General features: G+C 60.5%; 13 protein-coding genes and 1 pseudogene. 12 read left to right on the top strand and 2 right to left on the bottom strand.

Annotated elements, in window-relative coordinates:
• Nucleotides 1-10: 10 nt before the first annotated feature.
• The 9 genes and pseudogenes from ACZ5RG_RS11535 (at nt 11) to ACZ5RG_RS11495 (ending at nt 8,517) form a co-directional block, all read left to right on the top strand.
• Nucleotides 11-793: an enoyl-CoA hydratase/isomerase family protein gene (locus tag ACZ5RG_RS11535; RefSeq protein ID WP_464447089.1), complete on the top strand. Its 783-nt coding sequence runs from the start codon at nt 11-13 to the stop codon at nt 791-793.
• Between the two features lie 10 nt (nt 794-803).
• A complete protein-coding gene (locus tag ACZ5RG_RS11530; protein ID WP_464447088.1) occupies nt 804-2,831 on the top strand; it encodes an acetyl/propionyl/methylcrotonyl-CoA carboxylase subunit alpha in 2,028 nt (675 codons plus the stop codon).
• A 59-nt stretch (nt 2,832-2,890) separates the two neighbouring features.
• Nucleotides 2,891-3,811, top strand: a complete 921-nt coding sequence (locus ACZ5RG_RS11525; RefSeq protein ID WP_464447087.1) for a 2-hydroxyacid dehydrogenase — start codon at nt 2,891-2,893, stop codon at nt 3,809-3,811.
• An 11-nt stretch (nt 3,812-3,822) separates the two neighbouring features.
• The gene (locus ACZ5RG_RS11520; RefSeq protein ID WP_464447086.1) at nt 3,823-4,731 is read left to right on the top strand and encodes a hydroxymethylglutaryl-CoA lyase; all 909 of its coding nucleotides are present in this window, start codon (nt 3,823-3,825) and stop codon (nt 4,729-4,731) included.
• 3 nt (nt 4,732-4,734) lie between these two features.
• On the top strand, nt 4,735-5,274 hold the full coding sequence (locus ACZ5RG_RS11515; protein WP_298598418.1) for a YbaK/EbsC family protein: 540 nt from the start codon (nt 4,735-4,737) through the stop codon (nt 5,272-5,274).
• Complete coding sequence (locus ACZ5RG_RS11510) at nt 5,271-5,528, top strand: DUF1289 domain-containing protein (RefSeq protein WP_298598421.1); 258 nt, start codon at nt 5,271-5,273, stop codon at nt 5,526-5,528. The genes ACZ5RG_RS11515 and ACZ5RG_RS11510 overlap by 4 nt, the downstream gene beginning before the upstream one ends.
• A 34-nt stretch (nt 5,529-5,562) precedes the next feature.
• Complete coding sequence (locus tag ACZ5RG_RS11505) at nt 5,563-6,204, top strand: 2-hydroxychromene-2-carboxylate isomerase (RefSeq protein WP_298598424.1); 642 nt, start codon at nt 5,563-5,565, stop codon at nt 6,202-6,204.
• 111 nt (nt 6,205-6,315) lie between these two features.
• A complete protein-coding gene (locus ACZ5RG_RS11500; RefSeq protein ID WP_464448205.1) occupies nt 6,316-7,077 on the top strand; it encodes a metallophosphoesterase family protein in 762 nt (253 codons plus the stop codon).
• Nucleotides 7,074-8,517, top strand: a pseudogene (locus ACZ5RG_RS11495) (serine/threonine protein kinase). The gene ACZ5RG_RS11500 and the pseudogene ACZ5RG_RS11495 overlap by 4 nt, the downstream one beginning before the upstream one ends.
• A 6-nt stretch (nt 8,518-8,523) precedes the next feature.
• Here the strand turns inward: ACZ5RG_RS11495 and ACZ5RG_RS11490 are convergent.
• Entirely contained in the window at nt 8,524-8,796 is a 273-nt protein-coding gene (locus ACZ5RG_RS11490) for a DUF4212 domain-containing protein (RefSeq protein ID WP_298598430.1), read from the bottom strand.
• 225 nt (nt 8,797-9,021) lie between these two features.
• Here ACZ5RG_RS11490 and ACZ5RG_RS11485 point away from each other — a divergent pair, with 225 nt between their 5' ends.
• The 3 genes from ACZ5RG_RS11485 to ACZ5RG_RS11475 all read left to right on the top strand — a co-directional run bounded on the left by ACZ5RG_RS11485 (nt 9,022) and on the right by ACZ5RG_RS11475 (nt 17,655).
• Complete coding sequence (locus ACZ5RG_RS11485) at nt 9,022-10,782, top strand: MFS transporter (RefSeq protein ID WP_312260519.1); 1,761 nt, start codon at nt 9,022-9,024, stop codon at nt 10,780-10,782.
• 89 nt (nt 10,783-10,871) lie between these two features.
• Nucleotides 10,872-11,072, top strand: coding sequence for a hypothetical protein (locus tag ACZ5RG_RS11480; protein WP_298598436.1), 201 nt, complete (start codon nt 10,872-10,874; stop codon nt 11,070-11,072).
• Nucleotides 11,073-11,517: 445 nt separating this feature from the next.
• Nucleotides 11,518-17,655 (top strand): excinuclease ABC subunit UvrA, encoded by a 6,138-nt coding sequence (locus ACZ5RG_RS11475; protein ID WP_464448204.1) that lies wholly within the window; start codon nt 11,518-11,520, stop codon nt 17,653-17,655.
• Here ACZ5RG_RS11475 and ACZ5RG_RS11470 read toward each other — a convergent pair whose 3' ends face one another.
• Nucleotides 17,656-18,819, bottom strand: coding sequence for a methyltransferase (locus ACZ5RG_RS11470; RefSeq protein WP_464447085.1), 1,164 nt, complete (start codon nt 18,817-18,819; stop codon nt 17,656-17,658). It abuts the gene before it with no gap.
• Nucleotides 18,820-18,862: the final 43 nt, after the last annotated feature.

The following is an 18,862-nucleotide window of genomic DNA, read 5'->3' as shown; positions in this document are numbered from 1 at the left end:
TGGGGTTGCCATGACGACAGCCTTGACCCTTTCCACCCAAAACAGTGTGCACACCATCACGGTGTCGCGCCCCGATGTGCGCAATGCCTTCAATGACGAAGTCATTGCCGATTTGAAAAGCGCTTTCCTTTCTGTGGCGCAAGATGCCAGCGTGCGCTGCGTGGTGTTGGCCGCTGAGGGGCCTGCATTTTGCGCAGGCGCAGACCTGAACTGGATGCGCCGCATGGCCGATTACAGCCGCGAAGAAAACCTGGCCGATGCGGGCGAGCTGGCGGCCATGCTGCGCGCCATCTACGAATGTCCCCAGCCCACCATCGCCCGTGTGCAGGGCGATGTGTATGCGGGCGGCATGGGCTTGGTGGCCGCGTGCGACATGGCCGTGAGTGTGGACACGGCGAACTATTGTCTGAGCGAGGTGAAGCTGGGCTTGATACCGGCCACCATCAGTCCCTATGTGATCCGTGCCATGGGCGCGCGTGCGGCGCACCGCTACTTTTTGACCGCTGAGCGCTTTGGTGCCGCCGAGGCGCACCGCATTGGCTTGGTGCACGAGGTGGTGACTGCCGATGCGCTGGACGCCCAAGTGGCCGAACTGACGCAAGCACTGGTGAACGCGAGCCCCAATGCGGTACGCGCTTGCAAGCGCTTGGTGCAAAACGTGGCCGAGCGCGAGATCAACGACGCGCTGGTGGCACAGACGGTGGCGGGCATCGCCGAAATCCGTTCAAGTGCCGAAGGCAAAGAGGGCGTGCAGTCCTTCTTGCAAAAGCGCAAACCCCAATGGCTGGCTTGAGGAAGCAAACATGTTCAAAAAAATTCTGATCGCCAACCGTGGCGAAATCGCCTGCCGCGTGGCAGCCACCGCCCGCCGCATGGGCCTCAAAACCGTGGCCGTTTATTCCGACGCCGACGCCAGCGCCAAGCACGTGCAAGCCTGCGACGAAGCCGTTCATGTGGGCGGCAGCGCACCCAAAGACAGCTATCTGCGCTGGGAGCGGATTTTGCAAGCCGCCAAAGACACCGGTGCCGAGGCGGTGCACCCCGGCTATGGTTTTTTGAGCGAGAACGAAGACTTTGCCAAGGCCTGCGCTGCAGCTGGGCTTGTGTTCATCGGCCCACCGGCCTCGGCCATTTTGGCGATGGGCTTGAAGGCCGAATCCAAACGCTTGATGGAAGCCGCGGGTGTGCCTTTGGTGCCCGGCTACCACGGCGCAGACCAAGACCCAGCCTTGCTGCAACGCGAAGCGGACCGCATCGGTTACCCCGCCCTCATCAAAGCCAGCGCGGGCGGCGGCGGCAAAGGCATGCGGGTGGTGGAAAAGTCCGAAGACTTTGCCGCAGCGCTCGCGAGTTGCAAACGTGAAGCCATCAACAGCTTTGGCAGCGATGCGGTGTTGATTGAAAAATACGTGCAGCGCCCGCGCCACATTGAAATCCAGGTTTTTGGCGACACGCAAGGCAACTGCGTGTATTTGTTCGAGCGTGATTGCTCGGTGCAGCGCCGTCACCAAAAGGTGCTCGAAGAAGCCCCTGCCCCTGGCATGAGCGATGCCCTGCGCGCACAAATGGGCGCAGCGGCGGTGGCAGCGGCCAAGGCCGTCAACTATGTGGGTGCGGGCACGGTGGAGTTCATCGTCGAGCAAACGGCCTATGACCAACCCGAGTCGATGAAGTTCTTTTTCATGGAGATGAACACCCGCTTGCAGGTCGAGCACCCGGTGACCGAAGCCATCACCGGTCTGGACCTGGTGGAGTGGCAGTTGCGCGTGGCCAATGGCGAGCCCTTGCCTTTGCGACAAGACCAGCTGCGCATTCAGGGCCACGCCATTGAAGCGCGCATTTGCGCTGAAAACCCCGACAACCATTTCTTGCCCGCCACGGGCACGCTGCAGGTCTACCGCAAGCCACAAGCGAGCAGCTTTGAGCGTGCGAACATGAGCGACACAGGCGTCGCGGTCCGCATCGACGATGGCGTGCGCGAGGGCGACACCATCAGCCCGTTTTACGACTCCATGGTGGCCAAGCTGATCGTGCACGGCGACACCCGCGAACAAGCGCTGGCACGGCTGGACACCGCATTGGCACAAACCCACATCGTGGGTTTGAACACCAATGTGCAGTTCTTGCGCCATGTGGTGCGCTCGCCCGCTTTTGCCAAGGCGCAACTCGACACGGCGCTCATTCAGCGCGAAGCGGCCGTGCTGTTCAAGCAAGACCCGGTGGGTCTGGCAGCAGCTGCCGCCGCAGTGATCGCCGCGACCCTGTATGCGGAGGCCGATGTGAAAGGGAACGACCCGTTCAGTCGCCGTGACGGCTGGCAGTCGCACGGCACCACGCGCCGCCGATTTGAGCTGGAGTACGACGGCCAGCCCGTGCGTGCGGTGCTGACTTATGGCGATGTGCTGCGTTTGCAGGTGGGGGAAGGGGTTGAAGGGCGGGAGTCCGCTTTGCAGTTCACGCCACAAGGCGATGGTTTGTGGGTGCAGTTCAATGGGGTGCGCACTCACAGTACGGTGCACGCACAAGGCGAAGTTCGCCATGTGTTCACGCCCCAGGGCGCAACGCGCATCACCGTGCTCGACCCGCTGGCCCATGCAGGCGAAGCCGCGCAAGAGGGTGGTCGCCTCACAGCCCCCATGCCGGGCAAGGTCGTGTCGTTCGCGGTCAAAGCGGGCGACAAGGTCAAAGCGGGGCAGGCACTGGCCGTGATGGAGGCCATGAAAATGGAGCACACCATCAGCGCCCCCCAAGACGGCACCGTGGCCGAACTGTTGTATGCCCCTGGCGACCAGGTGGCCGATGGGGCGGAGCTGCTCAAGCTGGCGGTGTGAGTCGCTGGCTGTTGTCCCACGTGACAGCCCGGTTTGGCGCTTGCTGACAAAATCACGCCATGAAAATCACCATCTGTTTTACTGGCCTGTCACCAGAGCCTTGGGTGCAAGGCCTGCAGCAAGCTTTTCCGCAGGCTGCGGTTGATGCATGGGCCCCTGGCGCAACGCAAGCTGACCACGCCATCGTTTGGGCGCCGCCTCAGCAGTTCATCGACGAACAAGCTGGGCTGAAAACCCTGTTCAACATCGGTGCGGGCGTGGACGCCTTGCTGCAGCTGCGTTTGCCGGCCCACCTCAAGGTGGTGCGTCTGGACGACGCAGGCATGTCGGTGCAGATGGCCGAATACGTGTGCCACGCGGTGATCCGGCATTTTCGCGAGTTCGACGGCTACGAAGCTGACACCCAAGCAGGCAAATGGTCTTACCGCAAGCCGCGCAACCGCGCCGATTTTGCAGTCGGTGTGATGGGTCTTGGCGTGCTCGGCGAGCGTGTGGCCAAAGCCTTGCAGGTGTTTGACTTTCCGGTCAATGGTTACAGCCGCAGCGCCAAAAACCTGCCCGGCATCCGCTGTTTCAATGGGCCCCAGGGCTTGCCCGAATTTTTGGCGGCCACGCGGGTGTTGGTCAATCTGATGCCGCTCACGCCCGAGACCGAAAACATACTAAACCAAGCCACGCTGTCGACATTGCAGCCCGGTGGCTACGTCATCAACGTGGCCCGTGGCAAGCACTTGGTCGATGACGACTTGATCGCCCTGATCGACAGCGGCCATCTGGCCGGGGCCACGCTCGATGTGTTTCGCACCGAGCCACTGCCTGCCGACCACGTTTTCTGGCAACACCCGAAAATCACCGTCACGCCCCACACCTCAGCGCGCACCCTGCGTGAAGAAAGCATTGCGCAAATCGTAGGCAAAATCCAGGCTTTGCAGCGCGGGCAGTCGATCAACGGTGTGGTCGATCCCCAGCGCGGTTATTGAAAGTTTTCCACATGTCATTGCCCTCACGCGTTCAACTCATTGATGTTGGCCCCCGCGACGGTCTGCAAAACGAAAAGCAGCCAGTGCCTTCCGCCGTCAAGATTGAGTTGGTGCACCGCCTGCAGGCCGCAGGCCTGAAAGAGATCGAAGTCACCAGTTTTGTCAGCCCCAAGTGGGTGCCGCAAATGGCCGACAACGCCGAGGTGATGGCAGGTATCCAGCGCCAGAGCGGCGTGCGTTATTCGGTGCTCACGCCCAACTTGCAGGGTTTTGAAGCGGCCCTCAAAACACAGCCTGATGAAATCGTGGTTTTTGGTGCGGCCAGCGAGGCCTTCAGCCTCAAAAACATCAATTGCTCAATCGCCGAAAGCATCGAACGGTTTGCGCCCGTGGTACAGGCGGCCTTGGCCGCTGGCATCGCGGTGCGCGGTGCCATGAGCTGCACCGTGGGTTGCCCCTACGAGGGCGATGTGGCCCCTGAGCGTGTGGCGTATCTGGCGGGTTTGATGAAGCAAATTGGCGTGCAGCGCGTGGATGTGGCTGACACGATTGGGGCGGGTACGCCACTCAAGGTGCAAAAGGCCATCGAGGCAACGCAGCAGCATTTCGCGGTAGACCACATTTGCGGCCACTTTCACGACACCTATGGCCAGGCGCTGTCCAACACGCTGGCGGCGCTGCAAATGGGCGTCTGGAATTTCCAATCGTCTGTGGCCGGTTTGGGAGGTTGCCCTTATGCCAAAGGGGCCACGGGCAACGTGGCCACTGAAGAGGTGATTTACATGCTGCACGGCATGGGCATTGAAACGGGGATCGATCTTGACAAGCTGATCGACGCGGGGGCGTTCATCAGCGACTTTCTGGGCCGCAAAACCCAGTCGCGGGTGGCCACGGCCATCCTCAACAAACGGGCGGGCTGAAGCATGTGCGGATCAGAACTCCATGCGCTGCCCGAAGGCGTGCAGCGCGTTGCGCAGGCCTTGCAAGACGCTTCGCACCCCCATGTCCCGGTCATGCTCGATGGTGCGGCCCGCACCGCACAAGAGGCCGCCGATGGCCTTGGTGTGCAATTGGGCCAGATCGCCAAGAGCGTGATCTTCAAGCGCAAGGAAGATGGTGTGGCCGTGTTGGTGGTCACTTCCGGCGACCGCCGGGTGGACGAAAAGAAAGTGTCGGCCTTGGTGGGCAAGATCGGTCGGGCCGATGCCGATTTTGTGAAAGCGCAGACGGGCTTCACGATTGGTGGTGTCTCGCCCGTGGCGCACCTCAAGCCGCCAGTGACCTTGCTCGATCAGGACCTGTGGCGCTTTGACGAAGTCTGGGCCGCAGCCGGGCACCCGCACGGCGTGTTCCGCTTGCAACCCGAAGACCTGAAGCGCCTGACGGGTGCACCACTGGCCGATGTGGCGCAAGTCGCATCTGAGGCAGCTGATGCACCCGATTCAACAAAGGTACGTGCATGAGCCAGCACTATTGGAAAAAACTCAGTGAACGCGCCGAGCAGGTGTTGGCCGAGGCGATACCGCCTGCACCGAATTCGGTGCCATCGCCGTGTGTGTCGTTGTGCTTGATGCACCCCAGCGCGGGCTGGTGCGATGGGTGTTTGCGCACACTGCCCGAAATCGGTGGCTGGAGCCGGGCCACCGACGAAGAAAAGCGCCAGGTCTGGGCGCAAATTCCCGAGCGTTTGCGCCAGCGCCAAGCGATGGACCGCTGACGCGTTTGATTTTTTGGGCACTTGGCACCACACCATGAAAACCATTCATTTCTACCTCGACTTTATTTCTCCTTATGCGTGGCTGGCCTTCGATGCTTTGCCCCAAGCCTTGCAGGGCATCAGTTACCGGGTGGTGCACAAGCCGGTGGTCTTTGGTGCCATGCTGCACCACCACGGCCAGTTGGGCCCGGCAGAGATCCCCGCCAAGCGCGACTGGACTTACCGGCAGGTGCAGTGGCAAGCCCGCGCGCAAGGCACGCCTTTGCAGCTGCCCGCCAGCCATCCTTTCAATTCTTTGGGCTTGTTGCGGTTGGCCACGGCGTGCGATCCGGCTGGCGAGCCCAACCGCTTCGTTTGCGAGAAGATTTTTCGGCATGTGTGGTGCACCGGCCAAGAGGCCGCCGATGCCGTGCGTCTGGCTGCGCTCAATGCCGATCTGGCTCCTGTGGCCGATGTGGGCAGCGCCGAAGTCAAGCAGCGCCTGAAAGCCAATACCGACGAAGCGATCGCGCTGAACTTGTTTGGGGTGCCCAGTTTTGTGGTCGATGGGCAGGTGTTTTGGGGCAACGATGCCTTGCCTATGTTGCGGGCGTACCTGCAAGAGGACCCTTGGTTTCAGTCTCCGGAATGGACCGGGGTGGGCCGATTGCCCGTGGGTATTCAGCGCAAAGTCTGAGTTTTGTAGTCTGAGCGTGCTCGGTTGGATACAGTCGGGTATGTGCCTCAAACTTGATCTGGGGCAAGCTCTGCACCTCAATGGACTGTCATCATGGCAGCGAAGATCCCCATGAAACTGGCCCTGATTTCTGACATCCATGCCAACCGTCAAGCCTTGCAGGCTTGCCTGGCCCATGCGCGCCAGCAGGGCGTGGATCAGTTTGCCTTTTTGGGCGATCTGGTGGGATACGGCGCAGACCCTGTGGCGGTTCTCGACGAAGTGATGAACTTGGCCTTGCAAGGGGCGCTGGTGCTGCTCGGTAACCACGATGAAATGGCTTTGAATCCCCCTTCGGCGCAAGGCGCAGAGGCCACCCTGGGCTCACAGAGTGCACAGTGGACACACGAGCAGTTGAGCGCTGCACATCGGGAATTTTTGTCGCATTTGCCGCTCACCGTGGCGCAGGATGGGTTGTTGCTGGTTCATGCCAGCGCCGACCATCCGGCTTCGTGGCGCTATGTCGATGGCGAGGCTGCTGCAGGGCGATGCCTGGATCAGGCCTTGGCTAAACAACAAGGGCCGCACGTTTTGGTGGGGCATGTGCACCATCAGACGCTGTATTACCGAGGGGCTGGTCGCAACTTGATGCGATTTGACCCGACACCTGGCACGCCTGTGCCCACGCCTTTGCACCGGCCCATGGTGGGCTGTGTTGGTTCATGCGGTCAGCCGCGTGATGGCGATGCCCGCGCCATGTACGCGGTTTACGATCGCACGCTTCAAAAAATCACGTTTCACCGGGTGTCCTACAACCATGCCGAAGCCGCGGCTGCGATTCGACTGGCCGGATTGCCGGCATATTTTTCACAACGATTGGAGCGTGGACGTTGAAACTTTTGAATCCCGGACACCTGATCGATGGCTTTGAGGTCGAAGCCTGTTTGCATGCCGGTGGCATGGCCCACATTTACAAAGTGGTTTACGCCCCTTCGGATGACGGGACGCGCCGAGCAGCCGAGTTCCCAATGGCCATGAAAATTCCACGCATGACAGCGGGCGATGGCGCGGAAAACATTGTGAGCTTCGAGATTGAGTTGCAAATTTTGTCCGAGCTCAAAGGACCGCATGTGCCGCGTTTTGTGGCCGCCGGAGATTTGTCCCGAGTGCCCTATCTGGTGATGGAATATGTCGACGGCCATACCCTGCAGCATTGGCTCGACCGTCGCGAGACTTTGACGGTGTCCGAGATGGCGAGCCTAGGGGCTGCCACGGCGTGCGGCCCACAGTCTGCACCAGCAAAACGTGTGTCATCTCGACTTGAAGCCAGCCAATGTGCTGATTCGCCCCGATGGTTCTGCGGTCATGTTGGACTTTGGTTTGTCTTGCCACGCGCACTACCCGGATTTGCTGGCCGAGGAGTTGCGCAAAGCCGTGGGCTCGCCTGTCTGGATCTCGCCCGAACAAGTGGTTGGGGTGCGCGGGGATCCACGCAGCGACATTTTTGCCATTGGGGTCATGCTGTATGAATTGACCACAGGCGAGCTGCCTTTTGGTGAACCGGCGACCGCAGCAGGCATGCGCCAGCGTTTGTGGATGGACCCGCCACCGCCACGAAAACACCGCCCGGATTTACCAGAATGGCTGCAGGAAGTGATCTTGCGTTGTTTGGAGCCCGTGGCGGCTGACCGTTACCCGTCGGCATCTCATCTGGCGTTTGATCTGACCCATCCAGACCAAGTCACCGTGACCGAACGGGGTCGAAAAATAGAGGGCACTGGCTTTTGGACCCATTTCAAGCGCTGGGTTCGTGCCAGTGGCATGGCGTACCGTCCAAGCCCAGTGCCTGTGCAGCAAATTGAGCAAGTGCCGATCATCATGGTGGCGGTGCCGCACCACGATGTGAGCGACGCCACGCTGTATTCTTTGCGCGAAGCTGTGGCCCGTTCCATGGGCATTCGTCCCGGCGCTCGGTTGGCTTGCGTGACGGTGATTTCGCCGGGGTTGACCAGCAGCACCGATGCGGAAAAAGGCGAGACCCAAGTGCACCGCTGGCATTTGAGTCGTTTGCAGCAATGGGCCCAAGCGCTTGACCTGGGCGGGCACCAAACCTCTTTTCACGTGCTCGAGTCGGGTGATGTGGCGGACGCCTTGCTGCGCTATGCGGAAGGCAATCAGGTCAACATGGTCATCATGGGGGCCGCAACGCATGGTTTGCAGATGCAAAGGGTCTTGGCCACGGTTCCGATCAAGGTGGCCATGCAGGCGCCCTGTACGGTGATTCTGGTCAAGCAAAGTCTGCCCTTTGAGCGCTTGGCCGAAGTCGCCGTCTGAATGGGTTCAATGCGATGAAGGCGGCGCTTGTGCCTCTTCATCTTGAACCTCTTTTTCCCAGCGGTTAACCAGCCATGCGTTCACCACAGTGATCAGCAAAAAAAACAGAATGCTGCCTTGCGCAGCCACCCAGAAGTTGAGGGTCCAGTCACCGATGGTGAAGTCCAATGCCCTTGCAAACCAAACCCAACCAAAGCCCACCAACGCCCACGCCAGATACAAAACGCCTGTCAAAAAGCGAATTTTCAGGCGTGCAGACTGTGATTTTGGGGTTGCCACGGGTAATGAACGGTGGAATCAAGAAATGGAGTGGCCATTATCGGTGGGCGAAGCGCTAGGGATTACCCGTGAAAAACAGCTCATTTTCACAGTGCGGGAAAAATACCAAGGGTTTCTACTTGTAATGTAAGTATGTGTTGGCTCGCTGTCAGATGCGGGCAAGTGCTGCACCCAAGAATCGCGCTCAAGTCTCCGTGTCGGGGACTCTTTTTTGGAGACAGCTTCATGGCTACAACTGAACCCCGTCCGATGTCGGCGGAAGAGAAGAAGGTAATTTTTGCCTCTTCTCTGGGTACCGTCTTTGAGTGGTACGACTTTTACCTGTACGGCTCGTTGGCCGCGATCATTGCCAAGCAGTTCTTCAGCGGCTTGGATGAAGGTTCTGCCTTCATCTTCGCTTTGTTGGCGTTTGCTGCCGGCTTCATCGTGCGTCCTTTTGGCGCAATCTTCTTTGGCCGTTTGGGCGACATGATCGGCCGCAAGTACACCTTCCTGGTCACGATCCTGATCATGGGTGCATCGACCTTCATCGTGGGCATCTTGCCCAACTACGCCAGCATCGGTGTTGCCGCTCCCGTCATCCTGATCTGCCTGCGCTTGCTGCAAGGCCTGGCTTTGGGTGGTGAGTACGGTGGTGCTGCCACTTACGTGGCCGAGCATGCCCCTCACGGCAAACGCGGCGCCTACACGGCCTGGATCCAGACCACTGCGACTTTGGGCTTGTTCCTGTCGTTGATGGTGATTCTGGGCACACGGACCATCATCGGTGAAGAAGCCTTCGCTGACTGGGGCTGGCGCGTTCCGTTCCTCGTCTCGATCATCATGTTGATCATCTCGGTCTTCATCCGCTTGAGCATGAACGAATCGCCTGCTTTCGTGAAAATGAAAGCCGAAGGCAAGACCTCCAAGGCCCCATTGGCTGAGTCTTTCGGTCAGTGGAAAAACCTGAAGATCGTGATCTTGGCCTTGGTCGGTTTGACTGCTGGTCAAGCTGTGGTCTGGTACTCGGGTCAGTTCTACGCTTTGTTCTTCTTGACGCAGGCCCTGAAGGTCGACGGTGCAACCGCCAACATCATGGTGGCGATCTCCTTGATCATCGGCACACCCTTCTTCGTCATCTTTGGCGCCCTGTCTGACAAGATTGGCCGCAAGCCGATCATCTTGGCCGGTTGCTTGTTGGCTGCGTTGACCTACTTCCCTGTGTTCAAGGCACTGACCAAGGCTGCTAACCCAGACCTCTATGCTGCTCAAGCCGCATCGCAAGTGGTGGTGATTGCTGATCCAGCCGAGTGCTCGTTCCAGTTCAACCCCACAGGCACCAAGAAGTTCACTTCTTCTTGCGACATCGCCAAGCAACGTTTGGCTGGCGCTTCGGTGAGCTACTCCAACGAAGTGGCACCTGCTGGTACACCCGCCATCATCAAAGTCGGCGAGACCGTGGTGAACGTCAAGTACACAGCTGAAGATGTTGCTGCTGCCAAGGCCAAGGCCGAGGAAAAGCTGGCTGCTCTGAATGCTGCTGAACCCAAAGATGCCAAGGCCATCGCCGCTGCCGACAAGTCTGTCAAAGACCTGAGCAACGAGAAGACCGCTGGTGCGACTTTGCTGGCTTCGAATCTGGGTGCCGCACTGAAAGGTGCGAACTACCCTGTCAAAGCTGACATGGCTAAGTTCGACAAGGTCACCGTCATCATCATCCTCACTTACCTGGTGTTGTTGGTGACCATGGTCTACGGTCCTATTGCCGCCATGCTGGTCGAGATGTTCCCAACCCGCATCCGTTACACCTCCATGTCCTTGCCTTACCACATTGGTAACGGCTGGTTTGGTGGCCTGTTGCCTACGACTGCTTTCGCGATCGTGGCCCAGACCGGTAACATGTACAACGGCTTGTGGTACCCCATCATCATCGCCGGTGCAACCGTCGTGATCGGTGGCTTGTTCATCAAGGAAACCAAAGACGTCGACATCTACGCCGACGACTGATCGATCTTGTAAGCATCCCGGGGTGACTCGGGTGCTACATTCTGGGCCTTCCCTCTGTGGAGGGCCTTTTTCATTATTGGAGTTGAACTATGTGGAAAATTGCTGTTGGATTCGTGATCTTTGCTGCCTTGGGAATTTACGTGATCAGCAAGGGCGGTGACAAGTTGGACATGAGCGGTGAAAAGCATGGCGCTGACGCTATCCACTCAGAGCCAGCCAAAGCCGATGCACCTGCTGCCGCGCCCGCACCCGCTGCAGCCCCTGCTGCTGACGCCAGCGCTGCCAAGTAAGCACTGCTGACTGCGGGCACCTGGCTTCGGCAAGGTGCCAAGACCCAAAGCCACGCAGTCGCGTGGCTTTTCTTTTGGGCATCAGACATGTCACGGTCCGCGACCTAGAATGTTTGGCCTCCACCGAATAAAGCCAAGCATGCCCCAAGGTCTCATCCGCATCCGTGGTGCCCGTCAGCACAACCTCAAAAACATCGATCTTGACATCCGCACGGGTGAATTGACCGTGGTCACCGGCCCCAGCGGTTCGGGCAAGTCGAGTCTGGTGTTTGACACCTTGTATGCCGAAGGCCAGCGCCGTTATGTAGAGACCTTCAGCGCCTATGCGCGGCAGTTTTTGGATCGGATGGACAAACCCGCGGTGGACAAGGTCGAAGGCGTGCCGCCCGCCATTGCGATTGACCAGACCAACCCGGTGCGCAGCTCGCGCTCGACCGTGGGCACCATGACCGAGCTGAACGACCACCTCAAGTTGTTGTTTGCACGCCTTGGCCAGTTGTTTGACAAGGACACTGCACAAGCCGTTCGGCATGACACCCCTGAAACCATTTATGCCGAGCTGGCCCTGCGTGCGGCGCAGGCGCAAGACCCGCGCCTTTACCTGACCTTTCCGGTCGAGTTGCCCGCCAACACCAGTGCCGAGCAGGTCGAACAGTGGTTGTCTGCCAGCGGTTTTACCAAGGTGCAGGCCGAGCGCGAGGTGGCCACACCCACCGGCCCGCGCAAAGTGCTGGACGTGATTGCTGACCGTTTTCGTTTAGGCAAGGCCGAAAAAGCGCGTGTGGTGGAAGCCATTGAGGTGGCCCTCAAACGGGGTGGCCGCCTCAACGTTTACGTCGAAAAACAATCGGGGTCAGACTCCAGCTTGTCTTCGGCATCTTCTGACGCGACGTTCGACCTGTGGCGTTTTTCTACAGGCTTGCATTGCCCCGAAAGCGATCAGCGTTACACCGACCCGATCCCGTCGATGTTCTCTTTTAACTCTGCGGTGGGGGCCTGCGAGACTTGCCGGGGTTTTGGCCGTGTGATTGGGGTTGATTACGGCCTGGTCATTCCCAACGAGAAGCTCACTTTGCGGGCGGGTGCGATCAAGACCATCCAGACCCCGGCATGGAAGGAGTGCCAGGACGACCTGATGCGCCACGCCGAAACAGCGGGCATCCCGCGTGACACAGCGTGGGACAAGTTGACCGCCAGTCAGAAAGATTGGGTTATCAAGGGTTCGCCCGAATACAAGGGCAAATGGAACCAGCAGTGGTACGGCATCAAGCGGTTTTTTGAGTACCTGGAAAGCAAGGCCTACAAGATGCACATCCGTGTGCTGCTGTCGAAATACCGCAGTTACACCGAATGCCCCAGTTGCCAAGGTGCACGGCTGAAGACCGAGAGCCTGCTTTGGCGCATCGGTAGCCACAGCGATGCCGATGGCGTGTTGCCGGTTGAACAGCGCTTCATGCCCACGGGGGTGAAGTGGACGCGTGCGCAACTGGAGGCCCTGCCGGGCCTGAGCTTGCACGACATGATGATCATGCCGCTCGATCGGCTGCGTTTGTTTTTTGACCGGTTGTCGGCTTCTGGTCATTTGGGGCAGGCTGCTGCGGGTACGGCAGGGGAGGCTCTGGCCGGGGATGGGCTGGGCTCCTCATACGGCGGGGGTACGCCAAAATCGTCACCCAGCCCATCCCCGGCCGAAGCCGTGGGGGCGGGTGCGCAAACACCAGCACAAGCACAGGCAGCAACAGCAACAGCGACAGTGAAAACTGAGAGGGCATGGGACACTCGATCCACCACAAGGTCTGCGTCAGAGCGGGGGGCGGGCGACGATTTTGGCGTACCCCCGCCTCATGAGGAGCTCGCCCCCCGCTCTGACGCGGACCGAAGCGCCGAACAAACCACTGCAGCGAACCGTTCTGATGCAGACCCAAACGCCGAAGAAACCACTACAGCGAACCGCTCTGACACAGAACGCAACGCCGAAGAAGCCACCGAAGCCAGCCAGGCCAAAACCCAAGGCAAAAGCGCAGAACAAAAAGCCCTGCAACTCTTGCTCGAAGAAATCACCACCCGCCTGAAATACCTGTGCGACGTGGGCATTGGCTACCTCACACTCGATCGTCAAAGCCGCACGCTCAGCGGCGGCGAGGTGCAACGCATCAACCTGACCACGGCCTTGGGCACCTCGCTGGTCAACACCTTGTTTGTGCTCGATGAGCCCAGCATCGGCCTGCATCCGCGTGACATGAACCGCATCACCCAAGCCATGCACCGCCTGCGCGATGCGGGCAACACCTTGGTCGTGGTCGAGCACGACCCGGCAGTGATGATGGCCGCCGACCGCATGATCGACATGGGGCCTGGCCCCGGCGAGCGCGGTGGTCAGATCGTGTTCGACGGCACCACCGCCGACCTGCGCAACGCCGACACACTGACCGGCGCGTACCTGGGCGGGCGCAAGCAAGTGGGCCTGGGCTTCAAGCGCATGGTGAGTGACAGCACACCGCGTTTGATTTTGGAAGGCGCACGCGAGCACAACCTGCAAAACATCAGCGTGGACTTTCCGCTGCAACGCTTGGTCACCATCACGGGCGTCAGCGGTTCGGGCAAGTCGAGCTTGATCCAGGACGTGCTGGCTCCGGCGTTGATGCGCCACTTTGGCAAAGCCACCGAAACCCCCGGCGCACACGACCGCCTGTTGGGTGCTGACCACCTGAGCGATGTGGTGTTTGTGGACCAGTCACCCATTGGCAAAACGGCCCGCTCCAACCCGGTCAGCTATGTGGGCGCTTGGGACGCGATTCGCGAAATTTTTGCCACCGCGCCGCTGTCGCGCCAACGCGGCTACACCGCCAGCAAGTTCAGCTTCAACGGCGGCGATGGCCGCTGCCCCACTTGCGGCGGCTCGGGCTTTGAGCACGTCGAGATGCAGTTCTTGAGCGATGTGTATTTGCGCTGTCCCGATTGCGATGGCAAGCGCTACCGCCCTGAGATTTTGGAGATCACCGTGGAGCGCCAGGCTTTGGGCCCGGCGCAGGCGCGGCACCTGAACGTGGCCGATGTGCTCGACCTCACGGTGAGCGAAGCCGCCGCCTTGTTCGCGCAAGACCGCGATGTGATCCGCGCCCTGCAACCCATCGTGGATGTGGGTTTGGAATACGTGAAATTGGGCCAGCCCGTGCCCACCTTGTCGGGCGGCGAGGCGCAGCGCCTCAAGCTCGCCGGTTTCTTGGCCGAAGCGGCCAAGAGTGCCTCTAAAAGCCGCCAAAGTCTGGCACGCAAGGGCACGCTGTTTTTGTTCGACGAACCGACCACGGGTCTGCACTTTGACGACATCGCCAAGCTCATGCGGGCTTTGCGCAAGCTGCTTGAAGCAGGGCACTCTCTCATCGTCATCGAGCACAACCTCGACGTGGTCCGCGCCAGCGATTGGTTGATCGATCTGGGGCCAGAGGGCGGTTATGCCGGTGGCTTGATTGTGGCCGAGGGCACGCCAGAAGATGTGCGCCAACATGCGACCTCGCACACGGGGCTGGCGCTGCGCGAGTACGCCGAGTCGATGGGGGAGGTGTTGGGTGTGGCTGAGCGTTTGGGTTCTGATGGGGGCGAGTTCGATGTTCTGGCTGGGCGGTCGGGTGTTCGTGGGGGCGAGGCTGCGGTGTCAGCGGGTTCCTCATACGGCGGGGGTACGCCAAAATCGTCACCCGCTGACGCCGCAGCCTCGCTGGCGAGTGTTCGAGGTCGCGATGGCACAGGGGCACCCTTAATGCCTGCCAAACGTGCACCGGTGTTGAACAACCACATCCAGATCGTCAACGCGAAAGAACACAACCTCAAAAACCTCAGCGTGAACATTCCGCGCGGCAAGTTCAACGTCGTCACGGGTGTGAGTGGTTCGGGCAAATCCACCTTGGCGTTTGACATCCTGTTCAACGAAGGCCAGCGTCGCTATCTGGAAAGCCTGAACGCCTATGCGCGCAGCATCGTGCAGCCCGCAGGCCGCCCCGAGGTGGACGCGGTTTATGGCATCCCGCCCACCGTGGCGATCGAGCAGAGGCTGTCGCGCGGTGGCCGAAAATCCACCGTTGGCACCACCACCGAGGTCTGGCATTTCTTGCGTTTGTTGTATGTGAAGCTGGGCATCCAGCATTGCGTGCACGACAACACCCCGGTGCAGCCGCAAACGCCCGACAGCATCATCGCGCAGCTGATGACGCAGTTCCGTGGCCAACACATTGGCTTGTTGGCGCCGCTGGTCAGCAACCGAAAAGGCGTTTACACCGAGCTGGCCGACTGGGCGCGTCCGCGTGGCTACACGCATTTGCGCGTCGATGGCGACTTTTTGCCCACACAGGGTTTTCCGCGCATTGACCGTTTCAAAGAGCACAACATCGAGTTGCCCGTGGCCAGCCTTGATGTGCTGCCGGCGAACGAGACGACGCTGCGGCAGGCCTTGAGCAAAGCGCTGGAGCATGGCAAAGGCGTGGTGCACGTACTGAGCGATCTGGACGGCTTGCGTGAAGCCATGTTTGAGGGCCATTCCACCGCCCGCATCGGCCAGCACCGCGTGTTCTCGACCTTGCGCGCCTGCCCGGCGTGCGCCACCTCGTATACCGAACTCGACCCGCGCCTGTTTTCTTACAACAGCAAGCACGGCTGGTGCCCTGACTGTGTGGGCACGGGCGTGAAGCTGAGCAAAGACGAGCGCAAGGTGTTTGACGACTCGGTGCGTGACGACAAAGACAAAGGCCGAGAGCAAACCTTTGCCGAGCCGGAAATCGAGGATTTGGCCGATGTGGCTTGTCCCCGCTGCGAAGGTACCCGCTTGAACGCCACCGCGCGTGCCGTTCGCCTGGGCGTTGCGCCTGGTCAAGGCTGGCGCATCACCGACATTGCCAGCTTGTCGGTCAGCGATGTGAGGCTGTGGGTGGGGCAATTGCAGCTCGCCGGACGCGATGCCGACATCGCCCGCGATCTGGTGCCCGAGATCAAGAGTCGACTCGAATTCCTTGAAGAGGTGGGTTTGGGTTACCTCACGCTGGACCGGGGTGCGCCCACCTTGTCGGGTGGCGAGGCGCAACGCATCCGTCTGGCCGCGCAGTTGGGCAGCAATTTGCAAGGCGTTTGCTACGTTCTGGACGAGCCGACCATCGGCCTGCACGCCCGCGACAACCAGATTTTGCTCAACGCCTTGCACAAGCTGGGCGACAAGGGCAACACCTTGGTGGTGGTGGAGCATGACGAAGACACCATCCGCCGTGCCGACCACATCATTGACATCGGCCCTAGCGCGGGCAAGCGCGGAGGCCGATTGGTGGCCGAAGGCTCGGTGGCCGACATCACCGCCGCCGCCGATTCGCAAACCGGCCGTTATCTGCTGCATGCGATGAAGCATCCGATGCAGTTGCGACGTGTGGTGGATGCTTCTTTGTGGGGCGATGGCGCGGGCTCCTCATACGTCGGGGGTACGCCAAAATCGTCGCCCACGCCATCACCCCACAAAGAAGCTGCGGGTGGTGTGGATTTGCAATGGCTCACCTTGACGGGCGCCAATCTGCACAACCTGCGCCAAGTCGATGTGCAGATCCCTCTCAAGCGTTTGGTGGCCGTGACGGGTGTGAGTGGTTCGGGCAAGTCCACATTGGCGCGCGACGTGTTGCTGGCCAATGTGCAGGCGCTGGTCAGCCAGCGTTCGACCTTTGCGGGCCGCACCGCGCAAGACGCTGGCCAGCGCGTGCCCTTGACCGCGTGCAGCGATGTGCAAGGCTTTGAGACGATTGACCGAGTGCTCGAAGTCGACCAGACACCGATTGGTAAAACGCCGCGCTCTTGCCCGGCCACCTACATTGGTTTTTGGGACACCATCCGCAAACTGTTTGCCGAAACCCTGGAGGCCAAAGCGCGAGGCTATGCTGCCGGGCGCTTCAGCTTCAACACCGGTGAGGGCCGCTGCCCGAGCTGTGAGGGGCAGGGCCTGCGCACGATTGAGATGAGCTTTTTGCCCGATGTGAAAGTGCCGTGCGAAACCTGCCGTGGCGCACGCTTCAGCCCCGAGACATTGGCCGTGACTTGGCGCGGCAAGAGCATTGGTGATGTGCTGCAAATGGAGGTCGATGAGGCGGTGGACTTTTTTGCCACCATGCCCAGCATCGCGCACCCTTTGCAGTTGCTCAAAGACGTGGGCTTGGGCTACCTCACCTTGGGCCAGCCATCACCCACTTTGAGTGGGGGCGAGGCCCAGCGCATCAAGCTGGTGACCGAACTCACCAAGGTGCGCGACGAAGTGGGCAAGCGTGGCAACAAAGCGCCGCACACCCTGTATGTGCTGGACGAACCCACCGTGGGGCTGCACATGGCCGATGTGGACAAGCTCATCAGCGTGTTGCACCGTTTGGTCAATGCCGGGCACAGCGTGATCGTGATCGAGCACGATCTGGATGTGATCGCCGAGGCTGACTGGGTGATTGACCTGGGGCCAGAAGGCGGCAACGCCGGGGGCCGCATTGTGGCGGCCATGACGCCAGAGGCCTTGGTGCATTTGGGCACCCACACCGGTGTGGCCTTGCGGCCTGTGTTGGCGCGGGTGTGATCAGCCCGCCACGCCCAGCCGCCACAGCGAAGTGATTTCGGCTGAGCGGGCGGCGTGCAGCGGGTCGCTGGCGTCTTGGGCTTTGGCATGCACAGGCTTCACGTCCATGCGGCCCAACACCTCCAGGCCCGCGTCTGCGATCCAGCCCAGCAGGGCTTCGCGGGTGCGCAGGCCGAGGTGTTCGGCCAGATCCGACAAGATCAACCAGCCTTCGCCGCCTGTGCACAGGTGCGCGGGCAAGCCCGTCAGAAAACCTTTGAGCATCTGGCTGCCTTCGTCGTACACCGCTTGCTCCAGCAGCGTGGTGGGTCGCGCGGGCAGCCAGGGCGGGTTGCAAACCACCACGGAGGCTTGGCCTTCTGGGAACAAATGGGTTTGCTGCAAGGCCACTTGATTTTGCAGGCCCAGGCGCTGCAAGTTGTCCAGAGCGCAAGCCAAAGCGCGTTCCGACATGTCGGTGCCCACCACGTGGCTGGCACCGCGCCGTGCCAGCACAGCGGTCAAGACGCCTGTGCCCACGCCAATGTCAAAGGCCACCGGGTGGGCTTGAAAGGCTTCGGGCATGGGTGCGTTGGCCACCAATTCGACGTATTCGCCACGCACCGGCGAGAACACGCCGTAATGTGGGTAGATGCGCAAGGCCTCGCCCATGGCGGGCACTTCGACACCGTTTTTGCGCCACTCAAACGCACCGATGACGCCTTGCAAGCTGCGCAGTGAAACCACCGAGGCTTGTCCATCGGCTGGGCCAAATGCCTGCACACAGGCGGCTTTGGCATCGGGTGCACGGCGCAGGTCAATGCCATAGTCGCCATTCAATTCAATCAAGACCTGGCTCAGGATTCGCGTGCGCTGCGCTTGTGCCTGGCGGTGGGTGTGGAACACCGCACCTGGGATCACGGGTGCATTCGGGTCTTGCTTTTTAGCGCGAACCTTTTTGGGCTTGTCGATGCGGCGTGTCAGCGCTTGCAGCATTTGCCGTGCGTTCTGAAAATCGCTGCGCCACAGCAAACCGGTGCCGGCACAGGCCAGGCGATAGGCCGTGTCGGCGGTCATGGTGTCGTCGGCCAGCACCACGGTTTTGGGCAGCACTTGGTCGGAGCGCCACAGGGCAGAGCGTGGGGTGTCTTTTTCAGACCAAGTCAAAAGGGTGGGGGCGTTCATGCGCGGGTCCAGTCAGTGTGTGTTTGTGTGTATCGAGCAGATG

It is taken from the genome of Limnohabitans sp. TEGF005 (genome assembly GCF_055394835.1).
The sequence above is the reverse complement of the archived record's forward strand: the minus strand, read 5'-3'. Positions and strand labels throughout refer to the sequence as shown.

Bases quoted from the DNA above. Each gene is read 5' to 3' on its own strand.
- ACZ5RG_RS11535 (WP_464447089.1), top strand. From the start codon at position 11: ATGACGACAGCCTTGACCCTTTCCACCCAAAACAGTGTGCACACCATC.
- ACZ5RG_RS11530 (WP_464447088.1), top strand. From the start codon at position 804: ATGTTCAAAAAAATTCTGATCGCCAACCGTGGCGAAATCGCCTGCCGC.
- ACZ5RG_RS11525 (WP_464447087.1), top strand. From the start codon at position 2,891: ATGAAAATCACCATCTGTTTTACTGGCCTGTCACCAGAGCCTTGGGTG.
- ACZ5RG_RS11520 (WP_464447086.1), top strand. From the start codon at position 3,823: ATGTCATTGCCCTCACGCGTTCAACTCATTGATGTTGGCCCCCGCGAC.
- ACZ5RG_RS11515 (WP_298598418.1), top strand. From the start codon at position 4,735: ATGTGCGGATCAGAACTCCATGCGCTGCCCGAAGGCGTGCAGCGCGTT.
- ACZ5RG_RS11510 (WP_298598421.1), top strand. From the start codon at position 5,271: ATGAGCCAGCACTATTGGAAAAAACTCAGTGAACGCGCCGAGCAGGTG.
- ACZ5RG_RS11505 (WP_298598424.1), top strand. From the start codon at position 5,563: ATGAAAACCATTCATTTCTACCTCGACTTTATTTCTCCTTATGCGTGG.
- ACZ5RG_RS11500 (WP_464448205.1), top strand. From the start codon at position 6,316: ATGAAACTGGCCCTGATTTCTGACATCCATGCCAACCGTCAAGCCTTG.
- ACZ5RG_RS11485 (WP_312260519.1), top strand. From the start codon at position 9,022: ATGGCTACAACTGAACCCCGTCCGATGTCGGCGGAAGAGAAGAAGGTA.
- ACZ5RG_RS11480 (WP_298598436.1), top strand. From the start codon at position 10,872: ATGTGGAAAATTGCTGTTGGATTCGTGATCTTTGCTGCCTTGGGAATT.
- ACZ5RG_RS11475 (WP_464448204.1), top strand. From the start codon at position 11,518: ATGACCGAGCTGAACGACCACCTCAAGTTGTTGTTTGCACGCCTTGGC.
- ACZ5RG_RS11470 (WP_464447085.1), bottom strand. From the start codon at position 18,819: ATGAACGCCCCCACCCTTTTGACTTGGTCTGAAAAAGACACCCCACGC.